This window comes from Fibrisoma limi BUZ 3 (assembly GCF_000296815.2).
Classification (GTDB): Bacteria; Bacteroidota; Bacteroidia; order Cytophagales; family Spirosomataceae; genus Fibrisoma; species Fibrisoma limi.
The window spans coordinates 1,021,232-1,035,591 of the sequence record NZ_CAIT01000004.1 but is presented as its reverse complement, the minus strand read 5'-3'; the positions used below and the strand labels follow the sequence as shown (position 1 = coordinate 1,035,591).

The window sequence follows — 14,360 nt, the reverse complement described above, 5'->3', positions numbered from 1 at the left end:
AACGCTTTCCTCCCTACTACATGGAGCCAACCAAAGAAATAGTATACACCTACTTTGCCGGACACGCTACGTCGGTGCAGAAGAAGATCATCGGCGAATGGCTAAACCGCCCCGACGCCCGCGAACAATTTTTCCAGTGGCTGGACGAGTGGGAACGAAGCCACCCGCAATACACCCCCGATTCGGTCGCCGTGCTGGAACGGCTTCGGCAGCGTTTCGACGATCCCGCTCCGGCTACGTCGCCTTTCCGCCAGCTTTACAGGGCAGAGCCTTCCTTCCGAACCGGGTGGCGCTGGCAATGGGCAGCCGCCGTGGTGATCCCGGTGCTGGTGGCCGCCGGTCTGTATCTTACCCAGGACTGGTGGAACTACCGGACCATTACCACCAACGCCCAGCAGCTACGTACCGTTACGCTGCCCGACGGCTCGACCGTAGCGCTGAACAGCCAATCAACCCTGCGGGTGCCACGCTGGGGCTACGGTTTGCTATCGCGCCGGGTGCAGTTTCGGGGCGAAGCCGTATTCAGCGTCCGTCATCTACCCGACCATCAGCCCTTTGTTGTACAAACCCCCGAAGGCGTAAACGTGGAGGTACTGGGCACTGAGTTTTCGGTGAGCAATCGCCGAACCAGCACGGAGGTCGTCCTGAAGAAAGGAAAAGTAAAACTGGCCTATAGGTCCGCCCAGCAGGTTCAGGAAAATCTGATTATGAAACCCGGCGATTGGGTACAGCTCGATCAGAAAGGCACGCTCAAGCTCCGTCAGCAGACAGACTCTCTCAAATTCGCGGGCTGGCGATACCGTCATTTCGTGTTCAACAGCACGCCCTTACCCGAGGTTTTTCGGCAGATGCGGGAGGTGTTCGGCGTAACGGTTCACTGTAACGACCCCGAGCTGGCTCGACGCACCCTGACGGGCACCATCCGCGCCGGTTCCTCCGACGAACTGGCCGAAGCCCTGGCTGAACTACTCGACTTACGCGTCACACACGCCAATCAAACCCTTGTCTTTTCTCCGAACACCGATAAAATCACGAATCAATGAGGAAATGCTTACCATTCGCTATGACCTTCGGCTGGCTTCTTGCTGTAGCGGCCAGTCCACTAATGGCACAGGCACTGGCGTCAGTGCAGCCCGGTGCGGCAGGCTGGCAGCCCGCCCGGTTGCCCCAGAATACGATTCCGCATGGTCTTTCGCTACGTCAGGCGCTGCTGCAACTCAAGCAGCATTACGGAGCCGATATTCTGTTTGAAGAGTCGGTCATTGCCGAAACCGACGGCAAACCCGCTGAACCCGTCAACCTAAATGCCCGGCTGGAAACGAACCTGAATACGCTGCTAAAACCGCGTGGGCTGCGTTTCAAGAAGCTCCGTTCGGGTGCCTACCTGATTTTATCGAACAAAAAGAGCGAGAAAACGACGTACGTGCAACCCGCCCTACTTCCAACTACGTCGGTTGCAACGCCCGTGCTGGTTCCGGATGGTATTTCGGGGCTACGAACGATTCAACCGATGGAAGCGCCCTCGGCTGAGGTTCGCGTAGTGGGCCGCGTTACCGGCGAAACCGGCGAGGGTTTACCGGGCGTGAGCGTGGTGGTGAAAGGGTCGACACGCGGCACGAACACCGATGCCAACGGGCGTTATCAGATCAGCGTACCGGACACTAAAGCGACGCTGGTATTCAGCTTCGTGGGCTACGTTAGTCAGGAGGTTACGGTTGGCAACCGGACTACCGTCGACGTACAATTGGCGGCCGACAACCGATCGCTGAACGAGGTAGTCGTGATTGGCTATGGGGTGCAGAAGAAAAGCGACCTGACCGGAGCCGTAGCGACCGTACCAGTCGAGGAAATTCGGAAAGTAGCCGTTACGTCCCTCGACCAGTCGCTGCAGGGCCGGGCGGCCGGGGTACAGATCACGCAGAACTCCGGTCAGCCGGGCGGCACGACCACCATCCGAATCCGGGGCGGCAACTCGATCCAGGGCGATAACGAACCCCTGTATGTGATTGATGGAGTGCCCTTCAAAAACGACGGCGCTAACAACGGCGGTAATTTCAACGTCCTGAGTACGCTTAACCCAAGCGACATTGAGTCCATTTCGGTGCTGAAAGATGCGTCGTCTACCGCTATTTATGGGTCGCGGGGCGCTAACGGCGTGGTGATCATCACGACCAAACGGGGAAAAGCGGGAAAATCGACGATCAACTTTGAGACGTACTACGGCGTTCAGAATGTTCGGCGTAAATACCCCGTGCTGAACGCCCGCGAATACGCCCAGTTCGTGAACGAAGCCAACACCAACGAAGGCCGGAACCCAGTCTACACCCAGGCGCAGATTGACGCCTTCGGGGAGGGCACCGACTGGCAGGATGAAATCTTCCGATCGGCGCCGATCCAGAATTATCAGCTATCGATTTCCGGTGGCGACGAGCGCACGCAGTACGCTATTGGTGGTGGTTATTTCAAGCAGCAGGGCATTGTGGTTAACTCTGATTTTGACCGCTATTCGTTCCGCATCAACCTGGACCGGAAGCTGACTAACAAAATCAAAATCGGCAACAGCCTGACCGTGAACCGGACGGTAGCCAACCAGTCGCGCTCCGACGGTGACCTGGGCAGTGCCGGTCTGGTAACCATAGCCGCCCTGCAGTTTCCGCCCATCATTCCGGTTCGCAATCCAGACGGCAGCTACTTCACAACCGGCCCGCAATTAAACTTTACAGCCGACAACCCCGTAGCGCTGGCCCGCGACAGTAAGAACCGCAACACCGCCTTCCGGACCTTCGGGAACGTGTTCGGGGAGTATCAGATCATCGACGGGCTAACGTTGAAGGTCCTTCTGGGCATCGACGCAATTCTGCAAAAACAGGACTCGTACTTACCCCGGAGCGTAACGAGTGGTTTGTCGCAGGGTGGCGTTGGTTCACTTTTCAACAGCCAGGCCGTTACGTGGCTGAATGAGAACCTGCTGACCTACAACCGCACCATCAACGAAGTGCACAGTCTTGGTGCCCTGGTGGGCTTCACGCAGCAGGCCAACCGGACGGAAAACAGTACGGCCGCATCCCGGAATTTTGTCAACGACAATTTGAACACCGGTAATCTCGGGGCTGGATCGGTGCCGCTGACGCCTTCGTCGGGCATCGGTACGTGGGGCCTGCGGTCGTACCTGGCGCGGGTCAACTACGGCTACCGGGACAAGTACCTCGTTACGGCCTCGTTCCGGGCGGATGGTTCGTCGCGTTTCGGTGCAAACAAACGGTATGGTTATTTTCCATCAGCAGCCCTGGCCTGGCGTATCTCCGAGGAAGACTTCCTGAAAAACGTTCGTGTCCTGAGCGATCTGAAACTACGGGCCACCTACGGCTTGACCGGCAACCAGGATGGAATCGGGAATTACCCGGCCTACTCCCTGCTGGCCACGCAGAACTATACCCTTGGCAATGCAGTTGCGACCGGCATCGGGCCTAACCAGATTGCTAACCCGGATCTGTCGTGGGAAACAACCGCCCAGGCTGATGTTGGTATTGATCTTGGTCTGCTCAACAACCGCATTACAGTTACTGCCGACGCCTACCTGAAACGGACCCGCGACCTGCTGCTGAACGTAACGATCCCGAGTACGTCGGGCTATTCGAGCGCCATTCAGAATCTCGGCCGGGTTGAAAACAAGGGGTTTGAGCTGAGCATTTCTTCCGTGAATGTGGATCGGGCGTTCCGGTGGACTTCTGATCTGAACTTCTCGCTGAACCGAAACAAGGTACTGGACATTGGCGGGGCTCCGCAGATTTTCGCCGGTCAGGTCGCCAACATCGCCCAGAACGTCAACTCAGGCATTATTCGCGTTGGTGAGCCGCTGGGATCATTCTACGGCTACGTGACGGATGGATTATACCAGACCACCGACGAACTAGCCGCTCTTGTAGACCCCCAGGCCCGGAAACCGGGTGATCGGAAATACCTCGACCTGAACGGCGACAAGCGAATTGACGACAATGACCGTACCATTATTGGCAGAGCGCAGCCCAAGTTCCTGGGTGGTTTCAACAATACGTTCTCGTACAAAGGACTGGAATTGACGGTATTTTTCCAGGGCGTTTACGGAAACCAGATTCTGAACGCCAACCGCTTTGAGCTGGAGTATCTGAATGGTACCAACAACCAGGACCGCGACATGCTCCGGCGCTGGACGCCTACCAATACAAACACGGACATTCCGCGGGCATCGACGACCCGGCCGGCCAACCGCATCTCGACCCGGCAGATTGAAGACGGGTCGTACCTGCGGCTGAAGAACGTCCAGTTAGCCTACAACCTGCCGGCTACGCTCGTCAAGAAGCTCAACATCCAGTCGCTGCGGGTGTACGCAACAGCGCAAAACTTCGCGACCTGGACAAACTATTCAGGCTACGATCCGGAGGTGAACCGCTTCGGTCAGGACAGCCGTAGCCAGGGCTTTGACTACGCCAGTTACCCGGCCGCAAAAATCTGGATGCTTGGCTTAAATGTTGGATTCTAATGTAACGAGCGAACGAAGGAATGAGTAAACGCATGAATTCGTGTCAGCTCATTCCAACAAGTAGCTCCATCGCTTTCCTCCGCTATCCTTAACGAACACAGACATGAAGTTACCACCAATAACAGCCACAAGGGCCCGGCGAAACGTCTCGCTCATTCTCTCTTTCGCTCTTTCACTCTTTAGTTTATCCGCCTGCGAAGTGCTGGAGCAGATACCCGAGTCGAGCTTCACACCCGACAATTTTTACAAAAACGCAGATGACGCCCGGGCCGCTGTCAGCAGCGTCTACGATCCTCTCAATAGTTCCAATTTGTTTGGGCAGGTTGTCTGGATTCTCCAGGACCAGGCCACCGACGACGCCGAATGGGGCGGTGGGCGCTCAACGGCGAACCAGGCTAAAAACGACCTGGACAAACATACCTTCACGCCCGCAACATCCACGTTCCAGTCAATCTGGACAACAACGTACCAGGGTATCAACCGGACTAATGCGGTCATTGAGCGCGTGCCGGGCATAACAATGGACGAAACCCTGAAGGCTCGTTACATAGCCGAGGCTAAGTTCATGCGGGCATTTTACTACTTCTCGCTGGTTAGGTTGTTCGGTGGCGTACCGCTGGTGTTGCAGGAAACGAAGTCGCTCAATAACCTGAACGTAGCGCGGGCGTCGGTTGACGACGTGTACAAACAGATCGTTCAGGATTTTACGGATGCCGAAGCCGTTCTGCCCGCTACCTACACAGGTGCTGACCGGGGACGGGCGACGAAAGGAGCCGCGACGGCCTTTCTGGCCAAGGTATATCTGACCCGACGCGACTGGACCAATGCCGTAACGAAGGCCAAGCAGGTAATCGATTCCGGTACGTACGACCTGTGGACTACGTTTCCCGAAGTTTTCCTGATTGCGAACAAAAACGGGAAAGAATCTGTGTTTGAGATGCAGGCGCTGGGTGGCGGCTTCAGCGAAGGAAGCCTTATGCAGGGCTATATGCGGCCTCCGTTTGACCGGGTAAACGGGGTGGCCGGTTTCGGCGACGATCCCCCGACCGAAAACCTGTACAGAACGTACCGGCCGGATGACAAACGGCGGGATGTGACCCTGAAACTGTATTCAGCGACGAGTACCCCGGCGGCTCCGGCCAGTATTACGTTTCCGTGTTACGTGTATAAGTACCTGGACCCATCGGCAACGGGCAATGGAGAAGGCAGCAACAACTATCCGATTCTCCGCTACGCCGACGTGCTGCTGATGTATGCCGAAGCCCTGAACGAGCAGAACGGCCCCACCGCCGACGCGTACGCGGCCATTAACCGCATTCGCCGACGGGCGGGTCTGGCTGACCTCAGCGGGTTAACCAAAGACCAGTTCCGCGATGCCATCCTGCTCGAACGGCGGCTCGAACTGGCGTTTGAAGGACATCGCTGGTATGACCTTGTCCGCACCGGCCGGCTCATCGACGCTATGAAAGCCCAGAACCCGAGCATCGTCGTTCCGGAGAGCCATCTGCTCTATCCCATTCCGCAGACCGAACGGGACGTCAATCCACAGTTGACACAAAATCCGGGCTATTAATGTACCATCCGTTGATTAGGCCGGTACTGGCTTTGCCTTTTGTAAACAAGCTTACCCTTTCGACCGTATGAAACGACTTACCTTCCTGATTACCCTGACCAGCTTGACACTGCTATCAGGCTTTGCTCCTACTCATCGCCCCACGGCCACGCGGAAGGCTGATGTGATTATCTACGGCGGTACGTCGGCGGCTGTCATGGCGGCCGTGCAAGTCAAAAAGATGGGCAAATCGGTCATCGTTGTGTCGCCGGAAAAACACCTCGGCGGATTGTCGTCCGGAGGTTTAGGGTTCACTGATACGGGTAATAAAGAGGTGATTGGTGGGCTATCGCGGCAGTTTTACCAGCGGCTGTACAACCACTATCAACAATCGGAGTCGTGGAAGTGGCAGAAACGCGACGAGTACGGCAACAAAGGTCAGGGTACGCCCGCCATCGACGGTAACGCCCGGACCATGTGGATTTTTGAGCCTCATGCCGCCGAGAAAGTCTTTGAGGATTTTGTGAAGGAAAACAAAATCACCATCTACCGCGACGAATGGCTGGATCGTTCCGCGAAAGGGATCTCGAAGAAGTCGGGCGGGATTCAATCGTTCCGGACCTTGAGCGGCAATGTCTACGAAGGCAAGATGTTCATCGACGCGACCTACGAGGGCGACCTGATGGCGGCTGCGGGCGTACGTTACCACGTTGGCCGGGAAGCCAACAGCGTCTATGGCGAGAAATGGAACGGCGTACAGACGGGTGTGTTCCACCACCGGCACCATTTCACGGCCAACATCAGCCCGTATAAAGTGGCCAACAATCCGGAGAGTGGCCTGCTGCCCGAAGTGTCGGCGGAGCCGCCGGGCGAATACGGTGCCGGCGACAACAAAATTCAGGCGTATTGCTTCCGGATGTGCCTGAGCAATCACCCCGACAACCGAATTCCGTTTCCCAAACCAGAAGGGTACGACCCCGCCCGCTACGAACTGCTGGGACGCGTGTTTGACAGCGGCTGGCGCGAAACATTCAACAAGTTTGACCCCATTCCCAATCGGAAAACCGATACCAACAACCACGGTCCGTTCAGCACCGACTACATCGGCAAGAACTACGACTACCCCGAAGCAACCTACGAGCGTCGGAAGCAAATCATCAAGGAACACGAGCTGTACCAGAAAGGCCTGATGTACTTTTTGCAGAACGACCCACGCGTACCGGCCGATGTTCGCGAGAAGATGCAGCAGTGGGGCTTACCCAAAGATGAATTCGTTGACAACGGCGGCTGGCCCCACCAGCTCTACATCCGGGAAGCCCGGCGCATGCTCGGCGAGTTCGTGATGAAAGAAGCCGACGCCCTGGGCAAAACGACCGTACCGAATCCGATTGGCATGGGATCGTACACGCTCGACGCGCACCAGGCCCAGCGGTACGTAAAGAATGACGGTTTTGTGCAGAACGAAGGCGACATCGGTGTTCACCCCGACAAGCCGTATTCCATTGCCTACGGGTCGATACTGCCGAAAGAACAGGAGTGTAACAACCTGCTGGTGCCGGTCTGCGTATCGAGTTCACATATTGCCTTTGGGTCAATTCGGATGGAGCCGGTGTTCATGATTCTGGGTCAGTCGGCGGCCACGGCTGCGGTACTGGCTATCAATAACAAAGTCTCTCCGCAACGGCTGCCTTATCAAAAGCTGAGAGATGTGCTGCTGAAAGATGGGCAGCGTTTGGAGTAGAATACGGCTTAACCCTTGTGCCCTCATGAAACGAATGCTCATCTGGCTACTTCTGATTAGCTCGGTTACCCAATTGCCTGCCCAATCCATCCGAACGGTCGACGTCTGCGTGTATGGCGGTACATCGGGGGGTGTCATGGCCGCGTATGCCGCCCGAAAGATGGGCAAGTCAGTAGTCCTGATCGAGCCGGGTCGTCATCTCGGCGGATTGACCACGGGCGGCTTAGGCTATACCGACATTGGCAATAAATACGCCATCACGGGATTATCACTCGATTTCTACCGACGACTCGGCAAGCACTACGGCAACTTTGAGCAGTGGATTTTCGAGCCGAGCGTAGCGGAGAACTTATTCAGGGAATACATTAAGCGAGGGGACGTACCGGTCGTGTACGGCCACCGTATCGTTTCGGCGAAGAAGGTAAACGGCACGATTCAGGAGATTACGCTCGAAACGCCCCTATCGTCGGTGCAGCCGGTCAACACGGTGCGGGCGAAGATGTTCATCGACGCAACTTACGAAGGCGATCTCCTGGCCAAAGCGGGGGTAAGCTACACCGTTGGTCGGGAAGCCAACAGCCAGTACAACGAAACCTGGAACGGGGTTCAAATCCTGAATGGTCACCAGTTTGCCGATGGCGTTGACCCGTACAAAGTGCCGGGCAAGCCAGAAAGTGGTCTGCTGTGGGGCATCAGCCCGGAGCCGGTTGCGGCTACCGGCACGGGCGACAAGAAGGTGCAGGCCTATAATTTCCGCATCTGCCTGAGCAGCGATCCAGCCAACATGATTCCCATTACCAGACCGGAGGGTTACGATTCGACTCGTTACGAGCTGCTCCTTCGGGCGATGGAGAAAGACCCTAAGCTGACGTTCAACCGGATTCTGAAGCCCGACCGCATGCCGAATCAGAAGACGGACATCAACAATTTTGGTCCGTTTTCGACCGACATGATCGGGACGAACTACGACTTCCCCGAAGCCAGCTACGACCGCCGGGCGCAGATTCAGCGGGAACACGAACTGTACAACAAAGGACTGCTGTATTTCATCGGCCACGACCCCAGAATGCGCCCGGAGATTCGCGAACAGATGCTGAAGTTCGGCTACCCGAAAGACGAATACACCGACAACGGCAACTGGTCACCGCAGATGTACGTCCGCGAAGCCCGGCGCATGATCGGCGACTACGTCATGACGCAGGCTAACTGCGAAGGCAAAGAAGTCGTGAAAGACGGTGTCGGGATGGCAGCCTACACCATGGATTCGCATAACTGCCAGCGCGTGGTGATCGAGAAAAACGGCATGAAGATGGTCAAGAATGAAGGCAACGTAGAGGTGGGCGGCTTCCCACCCTACCCCATCAGCTACCGGTCGTTGATTCCCAAACAAAACGAGTGCAAAAACCTGCTCGTACCGGTCTGTTTGTCAGCCAGCCACATTGCCTATGGGTCGATCCGGATGGAGCCGGTGTTTATGGTGCTGGGGCAGTCGGCGGCCGTAGCGGCCAGCCTCGCTATTGACCAGAAACAGCCCGTTCAGCAGGTCAACGTAGCGGCCGTGCAGAAGATCCTGCGTGAAAATCCGCTGCTCGACGGCAGCACCCCCGACGTAGTAGTCGATGACGATGATACCAGGCAGGTGACCATGACCGGCGACTGGACGAAAGAAACGCGCGGTGGCTACGGCCGGTCGCTGGTGGTTGACGACAGTAAAGGCCAGTCGGCCAAAGCCGTTCGGTTCGCTCCAACGTTGCCTAAAACCGGGCAATATGACCTCTACGCCTACTTCCCCCGCCGGCCCGACGCCAGTTCGCAGACAACCCTGCTGATTCACAATGGCTCCAGTACGCAACCCGTTACGTTGAAAAAAGAAACGATTCAGGTAGAAGGCCAAACCTCGGGCGCGTGGGTAAAAATCGGTACGTTCGCGTTCCCGGCCGGAAAGAAAGCCTACGTCGAGGTCACGAACCAGGGGGCCGACGGCGCGGTTGTCGCCGACGCCGTGCAATGGATTGCGGTTAAATAAGGGTTTCCAAATCCAATCGGCCGTTTACTTGTTTATAACGCATCGGGTGACACCAAACAAGTAACGAAGATGGGCTACGTATTTAATCGAGACGAATCAGTTGCTGGTAACGTAAATAGAATACTTGCTGAACAGGCTACTGCCGCTATTGACTCGCTGGAGAACCCTGGCGAATCAAAGGGCGAGTCGATTCATGATGTGAGAAAACGAATCAAAAAGATCAGGGCTCTTTTCAGATTGGTAAGGAGCGAACTGGATAAGGACGTTTTCCAGCAAGCCAATAGTCAATACCGCACGATTGGTCAGACGCTTTCTCACCTGAGAGATGCCACCGTAATGATCAAAACACTGGAGAAACTGCGGGAAGCGAAACCGAATACGATTTCCTCCCGGGTATTCACTACGATCCGAAAAGCCCTGGCTCAGAAGGAAGACCACGCATCCCGGGAATTCTTCGACGACGAAAGCAACATCCGGAGCGTGGCAGACGCGCTTCGGCAAGCGCCCCTGGCGGTTCCCGGCCTGTCGGAGAAGCATCACTCCTTCTCGGCTCTTTCCCCGAATATGAAAGGAATTTACCGTCGCGGACGAAAAGCGTTAACACTCGCCACTCAGGAATCGACCATTCATAATCTGCACGAATTACGAAAAGAGGTAAAAACCATCTGGTATCACACCCGTTTGCTGGAGCCGATCTGGCCCGAGCTTTTTGCGGCCTACAAACACGAATTCGGCCGGTTGGGCGAGCTATTAGGCGATGACCATGACTTTGGGGTATTGGCCCAGGAGATTGATTCAGGAAGGCTTCTGGTGCGCAACGCAAAAACGAAAGAAACGGTGCTGCACCTGCTTCATCAGCAGCGGACATCGTTGCAGGAGCAGATTTTCCCTTTAGCGAACCGGTTATTCGCCGAGAAGACACGTGATTTTGTCGGCAGGTACCGGCTATACTGGAAACTATGGTGGGCTGAGGCCTCGCAGGAGCACGTATCGGATAACCTTCAGGCGGCTTGAAGCTATGGGAATGGAAATTGAACGAAAGTTTCTGGTCAACGGGAATGACTGGAAACAAGGTGCGACGGGTAAACAATATCGGCAAGGCTATTTGAGTAGTCAGCCTGAACGGACGGTCAGGGTACGTACGGTGGAGGATGAGGGGTATCTGACCATTAAAGGAAAGACAACGGGAGCCAGCCGGAGTGAGTACGAATATCCGATCCCGTACCAGGATGCCGTAGCGATGCTGGATCAGCTATGCGAGAAGCCCATCATTGAAAAGGTCCGCTACCGGATTCCGTATGAAGGCTTAATTTGGGAGGTCGATGAATTTCAGGGCGAAAACCAGGGTCTGGTCGTAGCGGAGGTCGAACTAACCGACGAAGATCAGGCCATCCAACTCCCACCCTGGGTCGGCAAGGAAGTGACCACTGAAGCTAAATACTACAACGCCAATCTGTTTAAGCATCCGTTTGCCAGGTGGAATCCGGACAAAACGTAACGCTACTTCTGTAGATTCCGTGGCTAAACGTTGGGTTCTTCCCATTAGCGGATTACCTTTTACATGTCTGGCTTAACGTGAGTTATGGATGTTTAATAGATAAACATTTGATCTATAAATACGTAAGTCAGCTGGTGTTTGTCATCCCTCCTTAGGTCGGGATGACAAACACCAGCTTTTATGGCTTAAACGGTATCCATAATTCGCGTTAAGTTGATTTATTTAACATCTTCGGTACTGCTGCAATTTGATTGAATGACCTGCTTCCACGGCCATTTTCTTATCTTTGAGAGTTATCCCAATTGCCTTGCAGCCTGCCAGCCGTATGTATTTGAACGTTGATGCTATTCGGGGACGATGGTTTTATGCCGCTCTCTTTCTTCTGTTTTTGCTGTCCATGACCGGTTTCGGCCAATCCAGACCGGGTCTCGCCAGACCGGGTCAGTCCAAACCGGGTCAATCTAAACCGATGCTCAATAGTCAACCTAAGGTCGAGACGGGTGTGTCAGAGGTTCTGGCGCGTTTTCGAAAACAAACCATCAGCGAACTGGCGTACACCTTACAGTTTGATATTCCGGCTCAAAAGAGCGAACCCATCCCGGCTTCCGAAACCCTTTCGTTTGCCTGGAAGCCCAACACCCAACCGCTCCAGATTGATTTCAAGGAGCAGCGCGACCACCTGACCCGGATTCTGGTCAATCAAGCCGAGATACCGATTCGCTTTGAGAAGGAGCATGTTCTGATTGATCCCAGCCACCTGAAACCGGGGGCAAATACCGTTGCGATTCAGTTTACGGCGGGCAACCTTTCCCTGAACCGCAACGATGACTACCTCTACACCTTGCTGGTACCCGACCGCGCCCGTACGGTGTTTCCCTGCTTCGACCAGCCCGATCTCAAGGCATCTTTTCAACTGACGCTGACGGTACCGGCCAATTGGGAGGCCATGACCAACGGAGCCTTGCAAAGCCGGACTCCATCGGGCGACCGCCAGACTTTCCGTTTTGCGCCCAGCGAAACGATCAGTACGTACCTGTTTTCGTTTGCGGCCGGCCGGTTCGAGTCGGTTGGTGAACAGCGTAATGGACGGACTATGCAGTTTCTGCATCGGGAAACGGACTCGTCCAAAATCCGGTTGAGCATGGAGCCAATTTTTACGCTCCACGGTGACGCGTTGACATTTCTGGAAGAATATACCCAGATTCCGTACCCATTCAAAAAGTTTGATTTCGTGGCCATTCCCGATTTCCAGTACGGGGGCATGGAGCACGTCGGGGCGATACAGTACCGGGCGTCGAGCCTGTTCCTTGACAACGGAGCCACCCGCGACCAGAAACTGAGCCGGGCCACCCTGATTGCTCACGAAACGTCGCATATGTGGTTTGGCGATCTGGTGACGATGCGGTGGTTCGACGATGTATGGATGAAAGAGGTGTTCGCCAACTTCATCGCCGACAAGATCACTCAGGCCAGTATGCCCGAGAGTAACTACGATCTTGAGTTTCTGCTGGCGCACTTCCCGGCGGCTTATGATGTGGATCGGACCGAAGGCGCCAACCCGATTGGGCAGCCCCTCGCTAATTTGCAGGAGGCCGGAACGCTCTACGGAGGTATCATTTACCACAAAGCGCCCATCATGATGCGGCAGTTGGAGCGGCTGATGGGTAAAGAAGCGCTACGGAATGGGCTGCGGGACTACCTCAAAAAATACGCCTATAGCAACGCATCCTGGCCCGATCTGATCGCGATTCTGGATGCATACACCCCCGCCGACCTGCAACGCTGGAACCGGGTCTGGGTGAACGAGACAGGTCGGCCCCGTTTTACGTATCAGCTCAAAACCGCGAACGACAAAATTGCTTCGTTCGTGATTAGTCAGGTGGGTGAAGACGGTTCAGCCCGGCAATGGCCCCAGTTTTTTGAGGTAGCGCTGGTATACCCCGACCGGGTGGAGCAACTGACCGTCGACATGAACCAGGCGCAGGTAGCGCTGAAAGAGGCCGTTGGTAAGGCGGTTCCCCAGTTTGTCGTCTTTAATTCGACGGGGCAGGGCTACGGTCTGTTTCCGGTGGATGAACGCATGGTGTCGGGCATGGATAAACTCAAGGATCCCGTGACGCGGGCGGCTGCGTACATCAGTCTGTTCGAAAACATGCTGAGCGGTCAATCAATAACACCAGCCCAACTGGCTAAAGTATACATACAGCAACTGGCCCACGAGCCGGAAGAATTGAATGTTCGTCTGCTGACCAGCCAGTTATCCGACATCGTCTGGCGATTCACCCGGCCCGAAGATCGGCTGGCGCTGGCCACAGCGGCTGAGAAAGAAATCTGGCCGTTGATGCAGCAGGAAACGCACGCTGGCAAAAAGAAGCTCCTGTTTCGGTGCTATCAGAGTATTGCGCTGACTACCGAGGCCCGCGATCGACTGTATGGCATCTGGAAAAATCAGCAGGCCCCCGCCGGCGTAACCCTCACCGAAGATGACTATACGAGTCTGGCCCTGGCATTGGCCGTGCGGGACTATCCGGCCGAGGGGTTGCTGGAGGAACAACTAAAGCGGATCAAAAACCCGGACCGCAAGAAGCGTCTGCAATTTATGATGCCGGCTCTATCGGCGGATGTTGCTACTCGGGACGCGTTTTTTGCCTCGTTAAAAGACGTATTGAATCGGGAGCGCGAAGCCTATGTCACGGCGGCCTTAGGGTATCTGCACCACCCGCTGCGGGCAGCTACGTCGGCCAAGTACCTGCGCGCAAGCCTGGACCTGCTGGAGGAAATTCAAAGGACGGGCGATATTTTCTTCCCTGAATCGTGGCTACGTTCCACGCTGAGTACGTATCAGACTCCCGAGGTAGCGCACCTGATCCGGACCTTCCTGGCGGAGCATCCGACTTATAACCCTCGTTTGAAAGCTAAATTGTTGCAGGCAGCAGACGGTCCGTTCCGAGCGTCGAAGCTGCTGTATTCAAATCGAGGGTAACTCACTTTGTGGGTACTACCAGTTTCATTTTGGTACTGCCC

8 protein-coding genes are annotated in these 14,360 nt (G+C 55.5%); all 8 read left to right on the top strand.

The window, feature by feature from the left end; genetic code table 11:
• Positions 1 to 20: 20 nt before the first annotated feature.
• The 8 genes from BN8_RS04615 (at position 21) to BN8_RS04580 (ending at position 14,319) form a co-directional block, all read left to right on the top strand.
• Positions 21 to 1,043 carry a FecR family protein gene (locus tag BN8_RS04615; RefSeq protein WP_009280645.1) on the top strand — a complete coding sequence of 341 codons (1,023 nt, stop codon included), beginning with the start codon at positions 21 to 23 and terminating at the stop codon, positions 1,041 to 1,043.
• Positions 1,040 to 4,519 (top strand): SusC/RagA family TonB-linked outer membrane protein, encoded by a 3,480-nt coding sequence (locus tag BN8_RS04610; protein ID WP_009280644.1) that lies wholly within the window; start codon positions 1,040 to 1,042, stop codon positions 4,517 to 4,519. Before BN8_RS04615 ends, BN8_RS04610 begins: the two co-directional genes overlap by 4 nt.
• A gap of 103 nt (positions 4,520 to 4,622) precedes the next feature.
• A complete protein-coding gene (locus BN8_RS04605) occupies positions 4,623 to 6,092 on the top strand; it encodes a RagB/SusD family nutrient uptake outer membrane protein (RefSeq protein WP_009280643.1) in 1,470 nt (489 codons plus the stop codon).
• A gap of 67 nt (positions 6,093 to 6,159) precedes the next feature.
• Complete coding sequence (locus BN8_RS04600) at positions 6,160 to 7,812, top strand: FAD-dependent oxidoreductase (protein WP_009280642.1); 1,653 nt, start codon at positions 6,160 to 6,162, stop codon at positions 7,810 to 7,812.
• Positions 7,813 to 7,837: 25 nt separating this feature from the next.
• On the top strand, positions 7,838 to 9,838 hold the full coding sequence (locus BN8_RS04595; RefSeq protein WP_040005324.1) for an FAD-dependent oxidoreductase: 2,001 nt from the start codon (positions 7,838 to 7,840) through the stop codon (positions 9,836 to 9,838).
• 69 nt (positions 9,839 to 9,907) lie between these two features.
• Positions 9,908 to 10,852 carry a CHAD domain-containing protein gene (locus tag BN8_RS04590; protein ID WP_009280640.1) on the top strand — a complete coding sequence of 315 codons (945 nt, stop codon included), beginning with the start codon at positions 9,908 to 9,910 and terminating at the stop codon, positions 10,850 to 10,852.
• 10 nt (positions 10,853 to 10,862) lie between these two features.
• Complete coding sequence (locus tag BN8_RS04585) at positions 10,863 to 11,336, top strand: CYTH domain-containing protein (RefSeq protein WP_229367691.1); 474 nt, start codon at positions 10,863 to 10,865, stop codon at positions 11,334 to 11,336.
• Positions 11,337 to 11,805: 469 nt separating this feature from the next.
• Positions 11,806 to 14,319 (top strand): M1 family aminopeptidase, encoded by a 2,514-nt coding sequence (locus BN8_RS04580; RefSeq protein ID WP_009280638.1) that lies wholly within the window; start codon positions 11,806 to 11,808, stop codon positions 14,317 to 14,319.
• Positions 14,320 to 14,360: the final 41 nt, after the last annotated feature.